Below are 21,454 nucleotides of genomic sequence, written 5' to 3'. Positions count from 1 at the left end.
CGCTGCCGACCCCCTGGCCGCAGACTTCGGGGGTGACCGACACCTCGACCCGCCCTGCCCGCGCCGCTGCGACCCGCTGGGACCGCCCTGCGCTGCAGACGTTCGGGGAGCTGCTGCTCGGGCTGTCGTTCCTCGCCGCGGTGTCGTTCGGCGGGTACGCCTCGGTCACCGGACAGCTGGCCGTCGTGTCACAGGTCGCCGCCGTGGTGTTCCTCGTGACGCTGACCCTCGTGCTGGTGTCCTGGTTCCGGGCCGTCGAGCGCGAGGAGCAGACCGAGCGCGTCGTCGTCTCGCCCCTCGCCGCGATCGACGCCGAGTGCCGCCGCTAGGCAGCGCTGCCGGAACGCGCCGCTCGTCGCCGCTGTCGTTCCTGCCGGAGTTCCACGCGTTCCTGGCGTCGCTCGGCGCGCGCCTGCTTCCGGGTCTTGCCCGCGGCGATCCGGTCGTCGTTGCGCTCGCGAGCCCGCTCGACCACGAAGTACAGCGCCGGCAGCACCACGAGCGTCAGCAGCGTCGAGGACACCAGGCCGCCGATCACGACCAGCGCCAGCGGCTGCGAGATGAAGCCGGACTTGCCGGTCAGCCCGATCGCCATCGGCAGCAGCGCGAAGATCGTCGCCATCGCCGTCATCAGGATCGGACGGAGGCGTCGTGTGGCGCCCTCGATCAACGCCTCGCGCACCCGCAACCCGCGCCGTCGGTACTGGTTGACGAGGTCGATGAGCACGATCGCGTTCGTCACGACGATGCCGACGAGCATGAGCAGACCGATCAGCGACGCGACACCGATCGGGACGCCCGACGCGATCTGCAGCAGGATCGCGCCCGTCGCCGCGAACGGCACCGACACGAGCAGCAGCAGCGGCTGGAGCAGGCTCCGGAACGTCGCGACCATGATCACGTAGACGATCAGCACGGCGACCAGCACCGCGAGCCCGAGCTGCGAGAACGCCGACGACTGGCTGGCGGCGACGCCACCGATCGAGGCGGTCGCACCCTTCGGCAGGTCGAGCTCGTCGACGGCGGTCGTGACGGACTGCACGGCCGCACCAAGGTTCGTGGCGTCCGGCGTCACGGTGATCGTGGCGGTACGGGCCGCGTTCGTCGTGGTGACGGTGGTGGGGCCCTCGGACTCCTCGACCGTGGCGACGTCGGACAGCGGGACCGTGCCGGTGCTCGTCGGCACGTCGAGTGCACGGAGCGCGGCGATGGTGGTCGGCGGCTCCGGGTCGGCGATGTAGACGTCGAGCGTCGCGTCGTCGATCTCGATGCTGCCGGTGTCCCGCGGCGAGACCGCGGCGGCGACGAGGCCACCCACCTGGGTCTCGGTCAGGCCGAGTGACGCGGCCTCCTGGCGGTCGACCCGGACGGCGAGGAACGGTTCTGCCGCGGACAGGTTGCTCGTGGCGCCCGTGGTGTCCGGGACCGACTGCATGGTCTGCAGCACCTGGCGCGACGCCGTCTCGAGCTGCGACTGGGTCGGCGCGGTCACGTCGACCTCGATGTCGCTGCTGCCACCGAACCCGCCGCCCGAGGACGCGATGGTGACCTCGCCGACGTCCTTGATCGCCCCGATCGACTTCCGGGCGTCGGCTTGGATCGTGGGTTGGTCGGCCTCGGCGTCGGTCGTCACGGCGTACTGCACCGAGGCGCTGCCGCCCCCGCCGAACGCCGCCTGGATCGACTGGCCGCTCGTGCCGATGGTGGTCTGCACGGTCTCGACGCCGTCGACGTCCTGCAGTGCCCGCTCGACCTTGCGGGCGGACTCGGACTGGACGGCGAGGCTCGAACCGGCCTTCAGGTCCTGCGTGACCGTGAACGTGTTCTGCCCCGAGTCGCCCAGGTAGTTCGTGGTGACGAACGGCAGCGTGGCGACCGTTCCGCCGAGCACGATCACGGCGAGCAGGATGACGACGACCGGCTTGCGGACGACCCACCGGAGCACCGGCAGGTAGACGCGTCGCAGGCGGTCGACCCGGCCGGCGTCGTGCAGGTCCGCGGCGGAGGCGAGCGCACCCTCCGAGCGGTCACCTTCGTACCCGCGCTCGGCATCGATCGCCGACGGTGCCGCTTCCGCGTCCGTGGGCGCTTCCGCTGCCGCCGTCGCGTCACCCGGCTTCACCTTCGGCGGGCGCAGCCACCAGTACGCCAGCACCGGCACGATGGTGAGCGAGACGAACAGCGACGCGACGAGCGCCAGGGTGACCGTTACGGCGAACGGTCGGAACAGCTCCCCCACGAGTTCTGCGACGAAGGCGACCGGCAGGAACACCGCGACGGTGGTCAGGGTCGAGGCGGTGACCGCGCCGGCGACCTCTCGCACGGCGTCCCGCACGGCCTGGCCCCGGTCGACGCCCGGGAGCATGTGCCGCTTGATGTTCTCGATGACGACGATCGAGTCGTCGACCACGCGGCCGATCGCGATCGTCAGGGCCGCCAACGTGATGATGTTGAGCGTGTACCCGGCGGCGCGCATGCCGATCGCGGCGAGGAGCACCGACGTCGGGATCGAGATCGCGGTGACGAGCGTGGAGCGCCACGACAGCAGGAACACCAGGATGACGAGCACCGCGAAGGCGAGCCCGAGCAGGCCCTCTTCGGCCAGGGAATCGATGGACTGCTGGATGTATGGCGCCTGGTCGAAGACGACGGTGAAGCGGGGGTCGCCCTCGATCTTGTCCTCGATGCCGGGCAGGGCGTCGCGGACGGTGTTCGAGACGTCGACGGTGTTGGCTTCCTGCGTCTTCGTGATCGAGATCGTCAGCGCCTGCTGCCCGTCCACGCGGCTGATGGAGGTGCGCGGCGACTCGGTGATGGCGACCTTCGCGACGTCGCCCAGGGTGGTGTCCGTCGGCGTGGCCGCGGTCGTCGACCCGCCCGTCGCGGCGTCGCCCGTGGGAGCGGTGCCGGTCGCGCCCGTGCCGGTCCCGGTCGCACCGGCGCCGGTCGCCCCAGTGCCGGTCGCACCCGCAGCCGTGCCGTCACCGGACGAGGCCGTCCCGTCGGCACCGGCGGCACCCGATCCGGTCCCGTCCGAACCCGACGAACCCGACGAGCTCGTGAGTGGCAGGGCGCGGATGTCCTTGAGCGAAGCGATCCGCTCGCCTGTCTGCACCGACAGGGTCGAGCCGTCCTCGGTGATCGTGCCGCCGGGGATCAGGGTGCCGTTGTCGTCGAGCGCGTCCGAGATCGCCGTCTGGCTGAGGCCGCGGGCGGCGAGCTCCTCCTGGTCCGGCGTGATGACGACGCGACGACCCGGGTTGCCGAAGACGTCCGCCTGCCGCACGCCGTCGAGCTTCTCGAGGTCGGGGATCGCCGAGGCCTGCAGCCGGTCGACGAGCTGTTCCTGGTTGCCGGACGCCGAGACGGCGACCTGCAGCACCGGCAGGTCGTCGAAGGACCCGGTGACGATCTGCGTCTGCACCGAGTCGGGCAGCGACAGCGCGTTCACCGCGGTCTGGATCTTGTCCTCGGCGCTGGCCAGGTTCGATCCGTACTGGAACGACGCCGACACGACGCTCTGCCCGGTCGACGAGGTCGCGCTGGTCGACTCGAGGTCCGGGACGACCTGGATGGCCTGTTCGATCTTGGTCGAGACGTCGTTCGACACGACCTCTGGCGTGGCTCCGGGGTAGGCGCTGACGATCGCGACCTGCGGGAACTCGACGCTGGGGATCAGCTCCTGCTTGAGGCTCGAGAGCGCGATGCCGCCGAAGACCGCGACCACGATCGTGACGAGCGCGATGAGGGCCCGGTTGCGCAGGCTGAAGACCGAGAGGAGGTGCACGTCATCGATCCTCGCAGGACCGACCGACGAACGCTCGGCTGGCAGCCAGAACCCGCCGTCGGATCAGGACGGAGCGGCGAGGACCCGCCGTCGGATCAGGACTGCAGGATCAGAACCCGCCGAGCAACAGGTACGCCCCGAGCACCGCCACCGTGCCGACCACCCCGGTGCCGAGCGCCACCACGCGCCCGACGGGTGAGCGGGTGCCGAGGACCCCGATGCCGAGCAGCACCACGCCGACGACGATCTCGACGGCCCAGGTGACGTGCCCCGTCGTCGCGGCGACCTGCAACAGCCCGCGGATCCCCTCGCCGACGAGCACCGCGGCCGTCACACCGAACGCCCCCGCGCGCCACCGGGCGTCGCGGGACCGCACCGCCACGGCGACCGCTCCGGCCAGCAGCCCGGCCGGCACCCCGAGCAGCACCCAGGGGTTCGTGATCGACAGCACGTCGGGGAACCCGCGCAGGACCGTCGTGGCCCAGTACCCGACGTGCATGAGCTCGAGGAGCACGACGCCGAGCACCATCGCCAGCGGCAGGGCGACCCGGCCCCCTCGTGCTCCGGCCACCAGGCACAGCAGCGCGGCGACGAGGAACCACGGCCCGGCCGAGTTCGACACGGAGGCGAGTGCGGGCACCGCCTGCCCGAACGAGGTCAGGACGCCCGCCAGGAACGCCCCGCTCAGCGCGATGGTGACCCGCACCACGGCGGGGACCGCCGCGGGCGGCTCGACGGGCGTCGGCACAGCGGAGCGGGTTCCGGCGGACAGGGTCGCGTTCATGGCACCAGCCTCGCCGGACCCCGCCGACGCCGCATCACCCCGAGGAGCGAGAACCCCCGACCCGACCTCACCCCAGAGGATGACGCCGAGCCCCGGACGACGCACCGCTCAGACCACCGCCGCCAACGACCCCCGCACGCCGCTCGTCTCGCCGCCCACCCGTTCCCACGACCGCGACAGCACGTCCACCAACCGCCCCCGGTCCGCCGGGGCCATCGTGAACGGCACCCGCAGGAACCGCTCGAACCCACCGTCCGGCCCGAACACCCCGCCCGAGGCGAGCACCACTCCCTCGGCCCGCGCGGCGAGCACGAGCGCGCTCGACACCGGTCGGCCGAGCCCCACCCACGTCGTCAACCCACCCGCCGGTGCCGGGACGTCCCACTCCGGGAGCCGCGCCCGGAGCGCCCCCACGACCGCGTCGCGACCTTCGCGCAGGGACGCACGCCGCGCCTCCAGGAAGGCCGCCGTGCGCGGGACCAGCTCGCGCACGACCAGCTGGTCGAGCACGGGGGTGCCGAGGTCGCCCGTGGGGCGGGCGAGCAGCAGCCGCTGCAGCAGCGCCGGGTCGGCACGGATCCAGCCGATCCGCAGGCCGCCCCAGAAGACCTTGGCGGCGGAACCGATCATCACGACCGACGACCCCGACGGGTCCGACGCCGCCAACGGCGGCGACGGTTCCCCGTCGATCCGGAGCTCCCCCATCGTCTCGTCGGCGATCACGACCGTGCCGACCGAGGACGCGACCGACAGCAGGAGCCGGCGGGTCGATGCGGACATGGTCGCACCGGTCGGGTTGTGGAGCTCGGGCATGACGTACGCGACGGAGGGCGCGGTGCGACGCAGCGTCGTCTCGAGCGCGGCGGCGTCCCACCCCGTCCGCGCGTCGACGGGGACGCCGACCAGGCGGCCTCCGGCCTCGCGGAAGGCCTCGTGCGCGTGCGGGTAGGTCGGGGACTCGACGAGCACGGCGTCGCCACGGCGGACGAGCACGCGCGCGAGCAGGGCGATCGCGTGCTGCGCGCCGAGGGTGACGATGACCTGGGCGGGCTCCGTCGGCAGTCCGCGCTCGGTGTAGCGCGCGGCGATCGCGGCGCGCAGGCCGGGGTCGCCGACGGTGTCGTAGCCGATCCCGGCGAGCGCCGCGGGCACGTGCCGGACCGCCCGCTCGACCGCCTCGTCGATGCCGGGGGCCGCGTGCAGGGCCGCCTTGCGCAGGTCGAGCAGGTCCCCCTCGACGACTCCGCCCAGGCGTTCGGGGTCGGGCCGGCCGACCAGGTCACGGGGCAGGTGGACCACGCTGCCGGAGCCACGGACGGACACCAGGAACCCGTCGGAGCGCAGGCGGGCGTACGCGTTCGCGACGGTGGTGCGCGAGACGCCGAGGGCTGCGGCCAGTCCGCGCTCGGCCGGCAGCCGGACGCCCTGGGCGACCCGTCCGTCGATGACGAGGACCCGGAGGGCATCGGCGAGCGCCTCGTAGGCCGGGGCGTCGGTCCCGGCGCGCCAGTCGGTCAGCAGGTGAGAGGCGGCGCGGGCACTGATCAGGACAGGGGGCACAGGTCCACGGTAGCGCGATTGGCTCTCGACCAGCAGGCCAATCTGTCGGGACGATGGCCACATGCCCCGTCGCACCGCCCTCACCCTGCGCTTCGTCCAGCTCTTCGTCGGACTGTTCCTCTACGGCGCCTCGACCGCGCTGCAGGTCCGAGCGGTCGTCGGCGTGAGCTCGTGGACCGTGCTGACCCAGGGGCTCGAGAACGTCGTGCCGTGGTCGTTCGGCGTCATCACGGTGGTGTCGAGCGGCGTCATCCTGCTGCTGTGGATCCCGCTCCGCCAGAAGCCGGGCATCGGGACGCTGCTGAACGCCCTGGCGATCGGGCCGAGTGCCGACCTGGTGCTCTGGCTGGTGCCGGAGCCGTCGGGGATCGTCGCCCGGATCGCGCTGTTCGCCGCGGGACTCGTGCTGCTCGCGGTCGCGACGGCGTTCTACATCGGTGCGGGCTTCGGCACGGGCGCGCGAGACGGCCTGATGGTGGGGTTGCACCAGCGGCTCGGCTGGCCGATCTGGCTCGCCCGGACCCTGGTCGAGGTCACCGTCGTGATCGTCGGGTGGATCCTCGGCGGGGACGTCGGCGCGGGCACCGTCATCGCGGCGTTCGCGATCGGCCCGATGGTCCAGCCGCTCATGCCGCACTTCCGCCGGTTCCCGTGGAGCCCCGAGCGCACGGCGGCAGCGCGCGCAGCGAACGTCGCCACCCCCACCCTGGAGGCCCACCCCACCCCCGCCACGCCCGCTTCGTGAGCAGGAATGGTCGGGTCCACGGCCCCGACCCGACCGTTCCTGCTCACGATCGCCCGGCGATCGCCCGGCGATCGCCCGGCGATCGCGTGCGACCCCTTGCGGCAGCGGGGAACGCGATATAGCGTGACCTGCACAGACGCGATACATCGCGAGTTCCAGGAGGCAACATGGCGCAGGAGAAGTGGCTCGTCGACGAGCCCAAGGTCATCGACACCGGCATCGTGCGCACCGTGCGTGTCGGCCTCGTCGGCGGGCAGGTGGACGTCGTCGCGCACGACGAACCCACGGCCCGGGTCGAGATCCACAGCGTGTCCGGCAAGCAGATGCTCATCGAGGTCGACGGCGACACCCTCACCGTCGACCACCCCCAGGTCCGGTGGGACGACCCCATCGGGTTCCTGAAGTCCTTCCGCGGCAAGGCCCACGCCGACGTCAGCATCCTGGTCCCCCGCGACGCCGGCATCACGCTCGGTGTCGTCTCGGCCGGTGCACTGCTGTCCGGCACGAACCGCGGTGCCACGCTCAACACGGTGTCCGGCGACCTGGTCGTCGACGGCGTCGCGGGGGACGTCACGGTCAACGCCGTCTCGGGCGCCACCACGATCCGCGACCTCGACGGCGCGCTCGCGGTGCACACCGTCTCCGGCGACGTCGTGGCCACCGGCGAGATCCCGCGGTTCCAGGCCGACGGCGTCTCGGCCGACGTCGTGCTCGACCTGCACGGGGTCCCCGAGTCCGCCCGCGTCAACACGGTGTCCGGGTCGGTGAGCGTCCGCCTTGCGGACGGCGTCGCCTACAAGTGCACGGTGAACACCGCGACCGGCAAGCTGCAGTTCGACGACGCCGAGATCCGCGGTGTGCGCGGTTCCTACGTCAAGCAGGGCGGCGAGCTGTCCGGCCAGTGGCTCGACCTGCGGGTGAACTCCGTCTCCGGCGACATCGCGGTGCTGCACGCCCCGCCGGTCACCGAGCCGACGACACCGACCACCCCGACGAACGAGAGCGAGGTGCCCGAATGAGCCCCGTCTTCGCCCACGGCCACCTGCGCCTCTACCTGCTCGTCCTGCTGGCCGACCACCCGATGCACGGCTACGAGCTCATCCAGGCACTCGGTGACCGCTTCGGCGGCACCTACGTGCCGAGCGCCGGCACCGTGTACCCCCGGCTCGCGAAGCTCGAGGACGACGGCCTGGTCACCAAGACCGCCGACGGCCGCAAGACCGTCTACGCGATCACGGACGCCGGCCGTGCCGAGCTCGCGGCGCGTGCCGACGAGATCGCCGCGGTTGAGTCCGGCGTGAGCGACTCGGTGAAGTCGTTGGCCGACGGCGTGCGCGCCTCGGTCGGCGAGGCCATGCGCTCGCTCCGTGCCGACCTGGCCGCCGCCGCCGAGAGCCCGGCGACGGGTTCCGCCGAGGAGCCCGTGTCCGTGCCGTCGGACAGCGCCCGCGCCCTGCGCGAGCTCGAGATGGCCCTGTCGTCGTTCCGGCAGCAGGTGCGTGCGGACCTGCGCCGTCGGGCGACCCGCGGCACGCTCGGTGCGGACACCGTGACGCGTCTGCGTGACGGCCTGGAGGCCCTGCGCAAGTCGCTCTGACGGCCGGCGGCCGACAGGCGGTCGCGACCACGGGCCTCCCGGCCGTCACCGGGACCGCCCGCGGTCGTGACCGACCCACCTACAGGCCGCGGTCGGCCAAGGCGACCATCGCGTCCCGGAGCGCCGTCGCTGCACCCACCCCGGCTCGGTCGTAGACGCGAGCGAACCGCTCGTCCTGCACGTACATCTCTGCCAGGGCGCGGAACCGTTCCGCGTCGAGCTCGGCTGCTGGCGTCGACCGTGCGAGCCAGGCGAGCTGCCGCCGAGCCAGTGCCTCCCCGGCCGACGAACCGGCAGCGTCTCCGGAGGCGGCGAGCGCGGCGGCGTCCTGGGCGATCGCGTACTGCTCGTCCTGGAACGCCCGACGGGAACCAGCGTCCTGCGCCGCCCACCACGCTGCCCCGCGCTGCCAGGCGTCAGTGCCCCAGCGCTCCTCGACCTCGTGCTTGAACCGGTTCTGGTCGAACCCGTCGAAGGTGTCCGTCGCGTTCATGTCGTCTCCCTGCTCGATCCTGGTGATGGTGGTGCGGACGGCCGCCAGCTGCCGGGCGAGCCGGTCGCGTTCCTGCTCGAGCCAGGCGACGTGCGCGGTGAGCGCGGCCACGTCGTCCTGCTCGCCGTCGAGGACCCGGCGGATATCGGGCAGTCCGAGTCCGAGCCCGCGCAGCAGCAGGATGCGCTGCAGCCGGACGAGCGCACGGTCGTCGTAGCGCCGCAGCCCACCCGCGCCGACGGCGGTGGCCGGCAGCAGTCCGACGGCCTCGTAGTGCCGCAGGGTCCGACTCGAGACACCGGCGGAACGCGCCACCTCGGTGATGACGTGGGGAGCTTTCGCAGCTGGTTCGTCCGGGCCTGTCGATGCGCTCATGCTGGCGACTGTAATGGTTGACGCTGCGTCAATCACAAGGGGTGCGCGATCCCTCGGGTGGAGCACCGGTGGGCAGCCGGGAATATGCGGCAGGCGAACCGTGTTGACTCGCGCCCGGAACTGAGTAGGTTTGCCGCTCGTGACGAACGAGATCCGGTCGTTGAAAGCACGACTGATCGGGGATCCCCTCCCCTCTGAGAAGCTCGAAGGACAGCTCCTCCCGAAGCACCTGGCCTTGCCGATCTTCGCGAGTGACCCGCTGTCCTCTGTCGCGTACGCGCCGCAGGAACTCCTGATGATCCTGCTGCTCGGCGGCATGGCCTTCCTGACGTTCGCGCCGTGGGTCGCCGCACTCGTCGTGCTGCTGCTCGTGGTCGTCGTCGCCTCATACCGGCAGCTCATCAAGGCGTACCCGTCCGGTGGTGGCGACTACGAGGTGGCGCACCGGAACCTCGGTGAGAAGGCGGGGCTGGTCGTCGCCAGTGCGCTGCTCGTCGACTACGTGATGACGGTGGCCGTGTCGGTCGCCTCCGGTGTCGACAACATCATCTCGGCGCTCCCGATGCTCGACCACTTCCGCGTCGAGCTCGCCCTGCTGTTCGTCGTGCTGCTCGCCGCCGCGAACCTGCGGGGTGTGCGGGAGTCGAGCAAGGCCTTCGCGATCCCGACCTACCTGTTCGTGGCGAGCGTCTTCGTGATGGTCGTCACCGGGCTCGTCCGCGTCGCCGCCGGCAACGCCCCGGTCGCCGAGTCCGCGGCGTACACCGTGCAGAACGTCGAGCACACCACGCAGGCGGCGTTCATCCTGCTGCTCCTCCGCGCGTTCGCCTCGGGCTGCTCGGCGCTGACCGGCGTCGAGGCCATCGCGAACGGCGTGCAGGCGTTCCGCCGGCCGAAGATCAAGAACGCGCAGGCCACCCTGGTCGCCATGGGCGGCATCGCGATCGTCCTGTTCATCGGGCTCATCACCCTGGCGCTCGTGTCGCACGTGCACTACGCCGAGCGCGCCTGCGACCTGCAGGGCTTCGCGAACTGTGCGACCACGCCGCAGCGCTCGCTCATCGCGCAGATCGCGGCCGCGACCTTCGGCAACAACTCGGTGCTGTTCTTCGTGATCCAGGCGACCACGGCGGCGGTCCTGCTCCTCGCGGCGAACACGGCCTTCAACGGGTTCCCGCTGCTCGGCTCGATCCTGGCGCGCGACTCGTACGCCCCGAAGGCGCTCTCGACCCGCGGCGACCGGCTCATCTACTCGAACGGCGTCATCGTCCTGGCCCTCGTCGCCGCGGCGCTGCTCGTGGTCTACCGGGCGAACGTCACGAGCCTCATCCAGCTCTACATCATCGGTGTCTTCGTGTCGTTCACGCTCGGACAGACGGGCATGGTCGTGCACTGGACACGACTGCTGCGGGCCGATCGGGACCGGAACGGGGCGCCCGCCGCAGACGGCGAGCCACCCGTGAACCGCGGGCAGGTCGTCCGCTCTCGCACGATCAACGCGATCGGCGCGACCTTCACCCTCGTGGTGCTCGTCATCGTCACGATCACGAAGTTCACCCACGGCGCCTGGCTGGTCTTCCTGATCATGCCGGTGCTGTACGTGCTCATGCTCGGCGTGAACCGCTACTACCGCGACGTCTCGCACGAGATCGAGGCCGACGTCGAGACCAAGTTCGGCGCCACCGGCGACCACGCGATCGTCCTGGTGAACAAGCTGCAGAAGCCCGTGCTCAAGGCGCTCGACTACGCGGTCGCCGCCGAGCACGCGAGCATCGAAGCGGTGCACGTCGCGATCGACGACGCCGAGTCCCAGCGCCTGCGCGACCAGTGGGCGGAGTACGGCATCCAGGTGCCGCTGACGATCGTGCCGAGCCCGTACCGCGACATCTCGATGCCCCTGATCAAGTACATCAAGGCGCACCGGAACGAGCACGGCTCCGAGGTCGTCACCGTCTACACCCCGATCTTCATCGTCGGGCACTGGTGGGAGGGTCTGCTCCACAACCACCGCGGCCGCCGCATCCGCAAGAAGCTGCTGCTCGTGCACGGCGTCACCGTGGCCCTGGTGCCGTGGCTGCTCGACTCGTCCGAGCTGCTCTACGGCCGCCGTTCCCGCCCGCTGCCCGGCCAGGAGCGCCGTGGCGAGCCCGTCCGGCCCCCGCTCCGCCGGCCCGCGCAGCCCGGTTCGTCGGCCGAGGCCGCCGCCTCGGCTTCGGTCGAGGACCGCCTGCTCCGGTCCGCCGAGCGCAACAGCATCCAGCCGCGCCGCGCGACCCGTCCGGCGGGCCCCGCCGAGGGCGTCGACCCCGCGCTCTGCACGGGCGAGATCCACGCCCTCGTGCCCTCCCCGCCGCGACGGGGAGCCGACGAGTCGTAGCATGTGGCCCCATGACCATCAGTGACCTGCGGACGTTCGCGACGTTCGACGGACACGGCGGCAAGGTCTCGAAGCGCGTCGAGGTGCTCGACCACGAACCGCCGGCCGGCAGCCCGCTCGAGGGACTCGTCGCCGTGCGCGGCGAGCACCCCCTCGGTGCGCGCGACGAGCGCGCCGCCGACGAGTCCGCCGCGCTCTCCCGCGGCGTCCCGAGCGTCGGCTGGGTGGACCCGGCCGCGCTCCGCGACTGGTACCGCCCGGACCGCGTCGTCCTCACCCGGCTCGAGGCGCGGCAGTCCGGCATCGAGCCCGGCGTCTACGCCGACTCCCGTGGGCGCGGTCGCGTCCGGATCGACGGCCTGGAGGCCCACCTCGCCCCCGACGGTCGCCCCGCCTTCCGCGCACTGGCCGGCCCCACCGCCGAGCCCGTCGTCGACGTGCCGCTGCCGACCGACCAGGCCGTCCGCCTGGTGGCGGTGACCGCGGTCGACGAGGGACTCGAGGTCGTCACCGCCCCGGTGTCCCCGTTCCTGCAGCCCGGCGAGCACCCGGCGTACGGTGACGACGTGGTCGGGTTGCCGCCACGTCCGGCGAGCGGGCACGTCCGGGTCACGGCGTCGGTGCTGCTCGACGGCGAGCTGCACGAGGTCGACCGGATCGACGAGCGTGCGGCGACCATCTGGATCCGGCGGGACGACCGCGTCGTGCCGATCGCCACGAGTGCCGTCGGGCCCGACCTGGTGCGGTACGCGGCGACGGCCGTCTGAGCCGCTCCGGTGCGGATGCGTGCCGTCGTGCGCGCTGTGCCGCTGAGCCGCTTCGGGGGACGTCGCTGCTGCGTGTCGTGACGGGGGTGCGGCGTACCGTCGCGGACATGAGTGACGCAGACCGCGACCAGCAGCAGACCCCGGACGCACCAATCCAGGGCGAGACCCTCGGCGGCCCCCGACCCGACCCCTCCACCGACGCGAGCAAGGACCCCGAGCAGTGGGTCACCGGCGACGAGCCGATGACCGGACCGCAGCGCAGCTACCTCGACACCCTGGCCCGTGAAGCCGGCGAGGAGCTCCCCGCCGACCTCACCAAGGCGCAGGCGTCGGAGCACATCGACCGTCTCCAGCAGCAGACCGGCCGCGGCGCCGATTCCTGAGAAGCAGTCCGCCCTTCGGCGGACCGCTGTCTGGGCATGTTCTGGCGAAGCGCGGTCAGTCCCCTGTTCGAGGATGATCGATGACGCGTCACCGGCTACCTTCGTGGCCATGCGAACGACATCGACCTCCATCGGCCTGACCGCGCTCCGCATCGTCCTCGGGGTGGTGTTCATCGCCCACGGCGCCCAGAAGTTCGCCCAGGGCATCCCCAACGTGGTGCAGGGCTTCTCGGGCATGGGCGTTCCCCTCGCCGAGGTCGCAGCACCCCTCGTCGCCGGCCTCGAGCTGGTCGGCGGCGTCCTGCTCGTGCTCGGCGTCGCGACCCGCGTCGTCGGCGTGCTGCTGGCAGTCGACATGGTCGTCGCCGGGTTCCTGGCCCACGGCACCGCGGGCTTCTACTCGCAGGACGGCGGGTTCGAGTACGTGCTCGTCCTCGCGGTGGCGTCCCTCGCCGTGGCGCTGACCGGGCCCGGGCGGTTCTCGCTCGACGCCCTGGTGCTCAAGTCGTCGCGCCGTCGTCGTGGCGTCGAGGAGCCCCTGCCCGCCTGAGCGCGCGTCCCGGTTTCGTCTGGTGCGAGGTTCCGTACTCGGTGCGAGCTCACGAGGCCCGCACCGGGAACGGAACCTCGCACCGTTCACGCTGCCCCTCGCACCGTGCGAGGCGTCGCAGTGCCGTTCAGCCCGCCAGCGCGTCCATGACCTGGCGGGCGATGCGTCGGCCGGCCCGGTTCGCCCCGATGGTCGATGCCTGGGGACCGTAGCCGGCCAGGAACAAGCGCGGCTCTTCGCCGGACCGGCCGTCCTCGACCACCACCCCGCCCGCCGTGGTCCGCAGGTGCAGCGGGGCGAGGTGCCGCAGGTCGGCCCGGAACCCCGTCGCCCAGATCACCGCGTCGGCGTGTACGTGGGTGCCGTCTGCCCGCACCACCCCGGTCTCGTCCATCCGGGTGAACATCGGCTCGTCGCGCAGCACACCGCGGTCGATGCCGGCGCGGATCCGCCGCGACACCGGGACCCCGGTGCCGCTGACGATGCTCGGCAGGACCTCGCCGGCACGGGCAGCCCGGTCCTGTTCGTCGACGGCGGCCACCGCGGACTCGACGTCGAGCGACGCGGTCCCGGCCCAGACCATCGGGCGCCGGGTGAACCACCGCGTCGAGCGGGCGACGCCGTCGAGCTCGAGCAGGAACCCGATCGCGCTCGTCCCACCGCCCACCACCACGACGTCCTGGCGGGCGAACTCGGCGGCGCTGCGGTACTCGGTCGTGTCGACCTGCCGCCCGCGGAACACGTCGCGCCCCGGGTACCACGGCACGAAGGGGGTGCCCCACGTGCCGGAGGCGTTCACCACGACCTCGGCACGGATGCGCGTGACGGTGCCGTCGGCGCTCCGGGTCGTGACGCAGAGCCCCCTGTCCGCCGGGGCGTCGCCCGCCACGCCGCCGCCGCCGTCGATGCGTGAGACGGACGTCACCGTGACCGGGCGCCGAACCCGCAGGTCGTAGTGCTGCTCGAACCGCCGGTAGTACTCGCCCACGACGTCCCGCGCGGGTCGGGACCGGTCGGCGTCGTCGAACTCCAGGCCCATCGCCCGCATGCCGGGCAGGTCGTGCACCCGGTGCGCTGCTCCGAGCCGCAGGGCCTCCCACCGGAACTGCCACGCCCCACCGGTGCTCGGCGCGCGGTCGAGGATCACCAGGTCGCTGCCGGGGACGAGCCCGAGGCGACGCAGGTGGTATCCCACGGAGAGGCCCGCCTGCCCCGCACCGATCACCACCACGCGGGCGTGCTGGTCGACCGGGGTCTCGAGGGGTTCCGTCATCACTTCGATTCTGCTGTGCGGGCCAGCCGTCGCGCGACGTCCAGATCGAGGTACATGGTAGAGTGATCGGCAGATTTCAAACCACGAACCGTCTGGTTCCCCGAGTGATCTTCCGTCATTCGCCAGGACCGGACCAGAGCCGAACGAGGGGGTCACGCATGGGGCGCGGCCGTCAGAAGGCGAAGCACACCAAGGTCGCCCGTGAGCTGAAGTACTTCAGCCCGCAGACGAACTACGGTGCGCTCGAGCAGGAGCTCTCCGCCGGACAACACTCCGACGAGAACTACGTCGACCGTTGGGCGGACCAGTACGGTCCGGAACCGGCGGAAGACGAAGACGAGTTCGAGACCCAGGCAGACCAGAACAAGTCCGCCTGACCTCTCTCGCAGTCACGCCGCGCAGCCCTCGGGCAGCGCGGCGTTTCCGCGTGCCCGGACATTCGTCGGCGCGCTCGGTTCCCGGCCTCGAGTGGTCACGACTCACCGTGCGCACGACGCCGAGCGGTCGAGAACCGTCGGATGCAGGCCCGCCAGGCGACGGTTCGTGACCACCCGCCGCAGGCACCATGGCGAGTCCCCGGCACACGAAACACCGGCGGTACGGGAAAGGCTGCCCGAGTCCCGCGCCCGGCACCGCGCCCGAGTGGTCACGACTCCCCGCGGGAGTGATGCCGAGCGGTCACGAAGCGTCGGCTGCAGGCCAGCCGAACGACGGTTCGTGACCACTCACCGCACGCACCACGGCGCGGCGCACCACTGCGCGGCGGAGCCGGAGCCGCCTGCCCGCAGCCGCCCGGCGGGTCAGCCCGCGTAGCTCCCGACGAGCCGGACCGCGCCGCCGTCGACACCCTTGGCGCCCTGCTCGAACCCGGTCAGGTCCCGTGCGGACGTGGCGATCGTGCCGACGGGCCACGTGGGCATGCCGGCGGCACCGAGTGAGGCGATGACCTCGGCGGCAGCCCCGGCCGAGACGACGGCGAACATGCCGATGCCCAGGTTCCAGGTGCCCTCGGTGTCCTCGATCGGGGTGCCGGCCATGTCGGCCAGGACCCGGAACACCGGGAGCGGCTGCCAGGTGGAACGGTCGACCTCGACCCAGGAGCCGACGGGCAGCACGCGCGCCAGGTTCGCGGCGATGCCACCCCCGGTCACGTGCGAGAGCGAGTGCACAGCGCCCGGGTGCTGCTCGAGCAGTGCCAGGAGCGGTGCGGTGTACAGGCGGGTCGGCTCGAGCAGGGCCTCGCCGACGGAGACCGCGCCGCCGAACCCGACGCCGCTCAGCTCGGGCAGCTGGTCCGTGAAGCCGACGCCCCGCGACGCCAGGATGTGCCGCACGAGCGAGTACCCGTTGGAGTGCAGGCCCGACGACTCGATCGCCAGGACCACGTCGCCGTCCTGCACCAGGTGTGCGCCGAGCTGCGCGTCGGCCTCGACGACACCCGTCGCCGCACCGGCCACGTCGTAGTCGTCCGGGCCGAGCAGCCCCGGGTGCTCGGCGGTCTCGCCGCCGACCAGGGCGGTGCCGGTCTCCGAGCAGCCGCGGGCGATGCCGGCGACGATGTCGGCGATCCGGCCCGGCACCACTCGGCCGCAGGCGATGTAGTCGGTCATGAACAGCGGCTTCGCGCCCACCACGACGATGTCGTCGACGACCATGCCGACCAGGTCCTGCCCGATGGTGTCGTGCTTGTCGATCGCCTGCGCGATGGCGACCTTGGTGCCGACGCCGTCGGTCGAGGTCGCGAGCAACGGGTGTGAGAAGTCCTTCAGGAACGAGACGTCGTAGAGCCCGGCGAACCCACCGACGCCACCGAGGACCGAGGCGTTGTGGGTGGCCGCGACCGCGGACTTCATCAGTTCGACGGCCAGGTCACCGGCAGCGGTGTCCACTCCGGCTTCGGCGTACGGGTTGGGCATGCGGAGTCCTTCGCGGTGACATGGCAGACTTGTTCGGTACCCCCCGATTCTACGGTCTGGAGCACACCCGCGAATGTGCGGCATCGTCGGCCTTGTTGCGCAGGGCCCCGCCAACCAATCCATCTACGACGCACTGCTCCTCCTGCAGCACCGCGGGCAGGACTCGACGGGCATCGCCACGGTCGAGGGTCACGTGCACCACATGCACAAGACCCGCGGGCACGTGCGCGAGGCGTTCCGCACCCGCGACATGCGTGCCCTCCTCGGCACCATGGGGCTCGGACACGTCCGCTACGCCACCAAGGGCGCCGCGACGAACGAAGAAGAAGCCCAGCCGTTCTACGTGAACGCGCCGTACGGCATCGTCCTCGTCCACAACGGCAACCTCACCAACACGCGGGAACTCACGCGTGAACTGTTCGACATCGACCGTCGTCACCTGAACACGACGAGTGACACCGAGCTCCTGGTGAACGTGCTGGCGCACGAGCTGCAGGGCCAGGTCCGCGGCGCGAACCTCGACCCGGGTCAGGTCTTCGACGCCGTCGAGCGCGTGCACGAGCGGGTCGAGGGCTCCTACGCCACGATCGCGACCATCGCCGGGCACGGGCTGCTGGCCTTCCGTGACCCGTTCGGCATCCGCCCGCTGATCCTCGGCCACAAGTTCGACGAGGCCGGGCAGCCGGAGTGGGTCGTCGCGAGCGAGTCGCTCGTGCTCGAGTCCGGCGGCTACGAGATCGTCCGCGACATCGCTCCGGGCGAGGCCGTCTTCATCGAGATGAACGGCCAGATGCACGCCCGCCAGTGCGCGAAGAACCCGCGCCTGGTGCCGTGCTCGTTCGAGTACGTCTACCTGGCGCGTCCCGACTCGGTGATGAACGGCATCTCGGTCTACGACGCGCGTCTGCGCCTCGGCAACCGCCTCGCCGACACCATCGAGCAGTACGCGCCGACCGGTGACATCGACGTGGTCATGCCGATCCCGGACTCGAGCCGTCCGGCGGCCATGCAGGTCGCCCGGAAGCTCGGCATCGAGTACCGCGAGGGCTTCTACAAGAACCGCTACGTCGGCCGCACCTTCATCATGCCGGGGCAGGCGGAGCGCAAGCGTTCGGTGCGCCAGAAGCTCAACGCGATGTCGTCCGAGTTCAAGGGCAAGAACATCCTGATCGTCGACGACTCGATCGTCCGCGGCACCACGAGCCGCGAGATCGTCGAGATGGCCCGGGCCGCCGGCGCGAACGAGGTCACGTTCACGAGCGCCGCTCCCCCTGTCCGGTTCCCGCACGTCTACGGCATCAACATGCCGACGCGTGCGGAGCTCATCGCGCACGACCGGAAGATCCCGGAGATCAACCGCGTGCTCGGCAGCGACCACCTGATCTACCAGGAGGTCGGGGACATGCGCGACGCCATCATCGAGGGCTCGGACGTGACCGACCTCGAGATGAGCTGCTTCACCGGCGAGTACGTCACGGGCACCGTGAGCCCGGAGTACCTGTCCTGGGTCGAGGCGAACCAGCTCAGCTGAGTGGGGGTCGCCATCGCGACCACCAGACGGACGGGAGGTGGGCCCCACCAGCCGGTACCGGCGCACCGCGCCAGCGGGGTGACGGCCGTGCCTGGAGGGACGGTGCCAGCTGGCACCGGGCCTCCAGTCCGTTGGTCGGGGGCGGCTACGGCCGCTGGTCACCGTGGTCGTCGAGCTCACCGTCGACCGTCTCGGGCGGCAGTTCGACCTCGACGCGCTCCGCCGTCAGGCGGGCCGACCGCCGGGCGTAGACCCGGTCGAACACGACGGCGACGACCGCACCGACGAAGGCGCCGATCGTGACGCCCCACAGGCTGAAGTAGCCGACCAGGCTGCCGAAGCTGGTCTGGTCCCGCTGGCCGCCGAGGTTCATGGTGAGAGCGACCACGACGAGGGTCGCGAGGAACCCGAGCACGGCACCGCCGACGATGAACACGCCGAACTTCGGTGCACGGCGGATGGTGACCTCGTCGGGGCTGGCGACCGCGCTGGGAGCCGGTGCCGGCGTGGGGAGCGGCTGCTCGTCGGGTTGATCGGTGTTGCTCACCCGTCCATTGTCCCCCACTGTGGGACGTCCCGCGGCCTGTGCGCGGCGACCGATCCGGGAGAGGATGGTCGCTACTGGTCGGTATCCCAAGCGGAGGAGGTGTGTCGGATGCGTGAACGAACCGCACCCGCCCGCCGACGCCGACCGGCCGCCCCCGCCCGCGTGGCCTGGCCCGTCGCACAGCGCGCGGAAGAGGACCGCGCCGTCGCCGTCGTCGCCGAGCACCGATGGAGCGTCGCGCTCGTCGGTGCCCCCGGCATCGGCAAGAGCACCGCTGCGGCGCGGGTCACCGACCGCGTCGCCGGTCGCGACGGCACCGGCCGCACCGTCGTCGTGCCGATCACGGCGGTCGCCGCGAGCCGGTCGATGCCCTTCGGCGCCGTCGCCGAGCGCTTCGGCGAGTTGCCGGCGTCCATCTCGGAGCTGTCCGACGACACCGGCGCCGAGCAGCGCTTCCGTGCGATCGAGGACCTCGTCGACCGCGACGTCCTGCTCCGCGTGGACGACGCCGACCACCTCGACGCGATCTCCGCGCGGTACGTCGCCTGGCTGGTCCGCCGGCAGGGTGCTCGGCTCGTCCTGACCTGCCGCGACTTCACGGCGCTCCCCGAGCCGCTCCGCGCGCTGTGGCAGGACGACCTGCTCGAGCGCATCGACCTGCAGCCCCTGGCGCTGCACGAGACCGCGGCGCTCGTGGCCGAGGCGCTGGGCTCGCCGCTCGAGAACGCCTCGGCCGAGCGCGTCCACCGCGCCACCGCCGGCAACCCGCTGTACCTGCGCGAGGTGGTCCGTGCGGCGCGGGTCTCCGGCGCCCTCGACCACACCGCGACCGGGTGGTACTGGCGCGGGCGCGTGACCGCGTCGGACAGCCTCGCGGACATGTACCGCACCGAACTCGGGTCGCTGCCGGAGGACCTGCGCGACGTCGTCGACATCGTCGCCCTCGCCGACCCGATCCCGCTCGCCCGCCTGCTCGGCCTGGTGACCGGCGGGGACGTCGACCGGGTCGTCGCGCTCGGCCTGGTCCGCATCGACTCGCTCGACGACGGTGCCGCGGTCGTCCGGCCGTCGCACCCGCTCGTCGGCGAGGTCATCCGCACCCTGGTGCCGGTGGCCCGGCGAACGGCACTCTTCGCGCGCGCCAACGCCTTCCGCACCGATCGGCCCGAGGGCGCACCGCCCGCCGCTCGCCTGCGTGCCGCACTGTGGTCGCTCGAGTGCGGGGTCCTGCCGTCGGTCGACCAGCTGCTCGACGCGGCGCAGGTCGCCGTGCGGCTGCAGGAGCACGAGAGCGGGATCGCCCTGGCTTCGGCAGCGCTCCGCACGACACTCACCCCGACCGAGCAGGTCGCGGCGCACTGCCTCCGCTCGCTGGCGTACTCGTACTCGGACGGCCGTGAAGCCGGCCGCGCCGACGCCGAAGCCGCCTGGGGCGTGGCGAAGCGGCACGTCGGCGACGTCACCGACGAGGCCGTCATCGAAGCGTGCGAGACCCTGGCGAACATCCGCCAGTTCCACGACGACGACGTCACGGCGGCGGTCGCCCTGACCGATGCCGCCACGCGCCTGGTCGTGTCCGACGAGGCCGTCGAGCGACTGCGGTTGCTGCGGATGGCGCACCAGGGCTGGGGCGGGGACTTCGCCGAGGTCCGGGCCGAGATCGAGCGCAGCGGCATCGTGGACGCCCCGACGATGCCGATGTCGTTCCTCGCCGTCGCCCCCTGTGCCGTGATGGCGTTGGCGACCGCCGGCCGGCTGGACGACGCGTCCGCGCTCGGCCACCGCGCCCTGGCCACCGCCGTGGCCCACGTCGAGGCAGCGCCCTGGAGCGTCGGGGAGAACTCCTCCGTCCTGCACCAGGTGCAGATGTGGCGCGGCGACCTGGACGACCTGATCATCGAGGTGCCCGCGGGTCGGTCCAGCCCCTACCTGAAGTACGACTTCACGCTCGAGCTCATCGGCCAGGGCAACCTGGCGATCGCACAGCGCCGCTGGGACGACGCCGTCGCCGCGTTCTCGGCGGCGTGCGAGCGGTACGACATCGCCGACCACGGCGGGTTCGCGGCCTACCCCTGGGCGCGGCTGGCCCTGGCGCTCGCGTACGGCGGACGCCCGGAAGCAGCCGCCAGCGCGCTCGAACGAGCCCGGACCACCCCGCAACGGGCGATGCGCATCACCGGCGAGCAGGTCGCCGTGTCGATCGCCTGGACCGAGGCCGTGCTCGGCAACCCGGTCGGACTGCAGCACGCCGACGAGATCATCGAACGCAGCACGGCGAACGGCTCGTGGACGCACGTGATGTACGGGTACGCCCTGCACCACGCGGTCGGCATGGCGCAGGGGCGCGACTCGACCGGCTCGCTCGAGCGGATGCGCGAGGCCGCCACCCGCGTCGACGGGCCCCTCGCCGCCGCGGTGATCGAGTACGCCGACGCCGTGCGCGCCGGCGACCGGACGCGGGTGATCGCGGCGCAGGGACTGCTCGCGGCACACGGCATCTCCGTGACCGCGGGACACTCGAAACCGCCGCTGACGAAGCGCGAGTACGAGGTCGCCGAACTCGCCGCGCAGGGGCTGAGCAACCGGCGGATCGCGGAGTCCCTCGGGCTCTCGACGCGGACGATCGACGCGCACCTGTCGCGTGTCTTCGCGAAGTGGGACCTGCACGCGCGGTCGGAGCTCAGCGAGCTGCTCTGAGCTGCTCGGTACTCGGCGCGGCCGACTCCGCGTTCCGCGTCGGCTGTCGCGCACGCAAGAACGTTGCGGATT

18 protein-coding genes are annotated in these 21,454 nt (G+C 72.0%); 11 read left to right on the top strand and 7 right to left on the bottom strand.

Features of this window, described 5'->3' with window-relative positions; genetic code table 11:
- Positions 1-32: 32 nt before the first annotated feature.
- On the top strand, positions 33-329 hold the full coding sequence (locus DEJ29_RS03455; RefSeq protein WP_111095519.1) for a hypothetical protein: 297 nt from the start codon (positions 33-35) through the stop codon (positions 327-329).
- Here DEJ29_RS03455 and DEJ29_RS03450 read toward each other — a convergent pair.
- The 3 genes from DEJ29_RS03450 to yczR all read right to left on the bottom strand — a co-directional run bounded on the left by DEJ29_RS03450 (position 326) and on the right by yczR (position 6,131).
- Positions 326-3,787 carry an efflux RND transporter permease subunit gene (locus DEJ29_RS03450; protein WP_111095520.1) on the bottom strand — a complete coding sequence of 1,154 codons (3,462 nt, stop codon included), beginning with the start codon at positions 3,785-3,787 and terminating at the stop codon, positions 326-328. The two genes, DEJ29_RS03455 and DEJ29_RS03450, sit on opposite strands and share 4 nt — an antisense overlap.
- A gap of 109 nt (positions 3,788-3,896) precedes the next feature.
- Positions 3,897-4,571 (bottom strand): DUF6518 family protein, encoded by a 675-nt coding sequence (locus DEJ29_RS03445; protein WP_111095521.1) that lies wholly within the window; start codon positions 4,569-4,571, stop codon positions 3,897-3,899.
- Between the two features lie 108 nt (positions 4,572-4,679).
- Positions 4,680-6,131, bottom strand: coding sequence for a MocR-like transcription factor YczR (yczR, locus tag DEJ29_RS03440; protein ID WP_258320810.1), 1,452 nt, complete (start codon positions 6,129-6,131; stop codon positions 4,680-4,682).
- A gap of 61 nt (positions 6,132-6,192) precedes the next feature.
- Between yczR and yczE the strand changes: the two genes are divergently transcribed.
- From yczE to DEJ29_RS03425, 3 genes are all read left to right on the top strand, one after another.
- Entirely contained in the window at positions 6,193-6,876 is a 684-nt protein-coding gene (gene yczE, locus DEJ29_RS03435) for a membrane protein YczE (RefSeq protein ID WP_284174038.1), read from the top strand.
- A 167-nt stretch (positions 6,877-7,043) separates the two neighbouring features.
- Positions 7,044-7,895 (top strand): DUF4097 family beta strand repeat-containing protein, encoded by an 852-nt coding sequence (locus tag DEJ29_RS03430; protein WP_111094942.1) that lies wholly within the window; start codon positions 7,044-7,046, stop codon positions 7,893-7,895.
- Entirely contained in the window at positions 7,892-8,473 is a 582-nt protein-coding gene (locus DEJ29_RS03425; RefSeq protein ID WP_027465044.1) for a PadR family transcriptional regulator, read from the top strand. Before DEJ29_RS03430 ends, DEJ29_RS03425 begins: the two co-directional genes overlap by 4 nt.
- Before the next feature lie 79 nt (positions 8,474-8,552).
- On the opposite strand, the gene DEJ29_RS03420 is transcribed toward DEJ29_RS03425, so the two are convergent.
- Positions 8,553-9,341 (bottom strand): MerR family transcriptional regulator, encoded by a 789-nt coding sequence (locus DEJ29_RS03420; protein ID WP_111094943.1) that lies wholly within the window; start codon positions 9,339-9,341, stop codon positions 8,553-8,555.
- Between the two features lie 130 nt (positions 9,342-9,471).
- Between DEJ29_RS03420 and DEJ29_RS03415 the strand changes: the two genes are divergently transcribed.
- The 4 genes from DEJ29_RS03415 (at position 9,472) to DEJ29_RS03400 (ending at position 13,418) form a co-directional block, all read left to right on the top strand.
- A complete protein-coding gene (locus DEJ29_RS03415; protein ID WP_111094944.1) occupies positions 9,472-11,718 on the top strand; it encodes an APC family permease in 2,247 nt (748 codons plus the stop codon).
- Positions 11,719-11,729: 11 nt separating this feature from the next.
- On the top strand, positions 11,730-12,485 hold the full coding sequence (locus tag DEJ29_RS03410) for a hypothetical protein (RefSeq protein ID WP_071248333.1): 756 nt from the start codon (positions 11,730-11,732) through the stop codon (positions 12,483-12,485).
- Positions 12,486-12,592: 107 nt separating this feature from the next.
- The gene (locus tag DEJ29_RS03405) at positions 12,593-12,868 is read left to right on the top strand and encodes a DUF3072 domain-containing protein (RefSeq protein ID WP_017886246.1); all 276 of its coding nucleotides are present in this window, start codon (positions 12,593-12,595) and stop codon (positions 12,866-12,868) included.
- A gap of 109 nt (positions 12,869-12,977) precedes the next feature.
- Positions 12,978-13,418, top strand: a complete 441-nt coding sequence (locus DEJ29_RS03400; RefSeq protein ID WP_071405836.1) for a DoxX family protein — start codon at positions 12,978-12,980, stop codon at positions 13,416-13,418.
- A gap of 127 nt (positions 13,419-13,545) precedes the next feature.
- Here the strand turns inward: DEJ29_RS03400 and DEJ29_RS03395 are convergent, their stop codons facing one another.
- The gene (locus DEJ29_RS03395; RefSeq protein WP_111094945.1) at positions 13,546-14,691 is read right to left on the bottom strand and encodes an NAD(P)-binding domain-containing protein; all 1,146 of its coding nucleotides are present in this window, start codon (positions 14,689-14,691) and stop codon (positions 13,546-13,548) included.
- Positions 14,692-14,849: 158 nt separating this feature from the next.
- Between DEJ29_RS03395 and DEJ29_RS03390 the strand changes: the two genes are divergently transcribed.
- The gene (locus tag DEJ29_RS03390; RefSeq protein ID WP_017886249.1) at positions 14,850-15,068 is read left to right on the top strand and encodes a DUF3073 domain-containing protein; all 219 of its coding nucleotides are present in this window, start codon (positions 14,850-14,852) and stop codon (positions 15,066-15,068) included.
- A 423-nt stretch (positions 15,069-15,491) separates the two neighbouring features.
- Here DEJ29_RS03390 and purM read toward each other — a convergent pair whose 3' ends face one another.
- A complete protein-coding gene (purM, locus tag DEJ29_RS03385) occupies positions 15,492-16,607 on the bottom strand; it encodes a phosphoribosylformylglycinamidine cyclo-ligase (protein WP_110858852.1) in 1,116 nt (371 codons plus the stop codon).
- 73 nt (positions 16,608-16,680) lie between these two features.
- Here purM and purF point away from each other — a divergent pair, with 73 nt between their 5' ends.
- Positions 16,681-18,138, top strand: coding sequence for an amidophosphoribosyltransferase (gene purF / locus DEJ29_RS03380; RefSeq protein WP_027465037.1), 1,458 nt, complete (start codon positions 16,681-16,683; stop codon positions 18,136-18,138).
- A gap of 145 nt (positions 18,139-18,283) precedes the next feature.
- On the opposite strand, the gene DEJ29_RS03375 is transcribed toward purF, so the two are convergent.
- Positions 18,284-18,685, bottom strand: coding sequence for a hypothetical protein (locus DEJ29_RS03375; RefSeq protein WP_110858851.1), 402 nt, complete (start codon positions 18,683-18,685; stop codon positions 18,284-18,286).
- A gap of 108 nt (positions 18,686-18,793) precedes the next feature.
- On the opposite strand from DEJ29_RS03375, the gene DEJ29_RS03370 reads away from it, so the two are divergent.
- Entirely contained in the window at positions 18,794-21,382 is a 2,589-nt protein-coding gene (locus tag DEJ29_RS03370) for a helix-turn-helix transcriptional regulator (RefSeq protein ID WP_146248329.1), read from the top strand.
- Positions 21,383-21,454: the final 72 nt, after the last annotated feature.

It is taken from the genome of Curtobacterium sp. MCPF17_021, assembly GCF_003234605.2.
GTDB classification, from domain to species: Bacteria; Actinomycetota; Actinomycetes; order Actinomycetales; family Microbacteriaceae; genus Curtobacterium; species Curtobacterium flaccumfaciens.
The sequence above is the reverse complement of the archived record's forward strand: the minus strand, read 5'-3'. Positions and strand labels throughout refer to the sequence as shown.

Bases quoted from the DNA above. Each gene is read 5' to 3' on its own strand.
- DEJ29_RS03420 (WP_111094943.1), bottom strand. From the start codon at position 9,341: ATGAGCGCATCGACAGGCCCGGACGAACCAGCTGCGAAAGCTCCCCAC.
- DEJ29_RS03430 (WP_111094942.1), top strand. From the start codon at position 7,044: ATGGCGCAGGAGAAGTGGCTCGTCGACGAGCCCAAGGTCATCGACACC.
- DEJ29_RS03390 (WP_017886249.1), top strand. From the start codon at position 14,850: ATGGGGCGCGGCCGTCAGAAGGCGAAGCACACCAAGGTCGCCCGTGAG.
- DEJ29_RS03395 (WP_111094945.1), bottom strand. From the start codon at position 14,691: ATGACGGAACCCCTCGAGACCCCGGTCGACCAGCACGCCCGCGTGGTG.
- yczE (WP_284174038.1), top strand. From the start codon at position 6,193: ATGCCCCGTCGCACCGCCCTCACCCTGCGCTTCGTCCAGCTCTTCGTC.
- purF (WP_027465037.1), top strand. From the start codon at position 16,681: ATGTGCGGCATCGTCGGCCTTGTTGCGCAGGGCCCCGCCAACCAATCC.
- DEJ29_RS03445 (WP_111095521.1), bottom strand. From the start codon at position 4,571: ATGAACGCGACCCTGTCCGCCGGAACCCGCTCCGCTGTGCCGACGCCC.
- DEJ29_RS03400 (WP_071405836.1), top strand. From the start codon at position 12,978: ATGCGAACGACATCGACCTCCATCGGCCTGACCGCGCTCCGCATCGTC.
- DEJ29_RS03425 (WP_027465044.1), top strand. From the start codon at position 7,892: ATGAGCCCCGTCTTCGCCCACGGCCACCTGCGCCTCTACCTGCTCGTC.
- DEJ29_RS03370 (WP_146248329.1), top strand. From the start codon at position 18,794: ATGCGTGAACGAACCGCACCCGCCCGCCGACGCCGACCGGCCGCCCCC.
- DEJ29_RS03405 (WP_017886246.1), top strand. From the start codon at position 12,593: ATGAGTGACGCAGACCGCGACCAGCAGCAGACCCCGGACGCACCAATC.
- DEJ29_RS03410 (WP_071248333.1), top strand. From the start codon at position 11,730: ATGACCATCAGTGACCTGCGGACGTTCGCGACGTTCGACGGACACGGC.
- purM (WP_110858852.1), bottom strand. From the start codon at position 16,607: ATGCCCAACCCGTACGCCGAAGCCGGAGTGGACACCGCTGCCGGTGAC.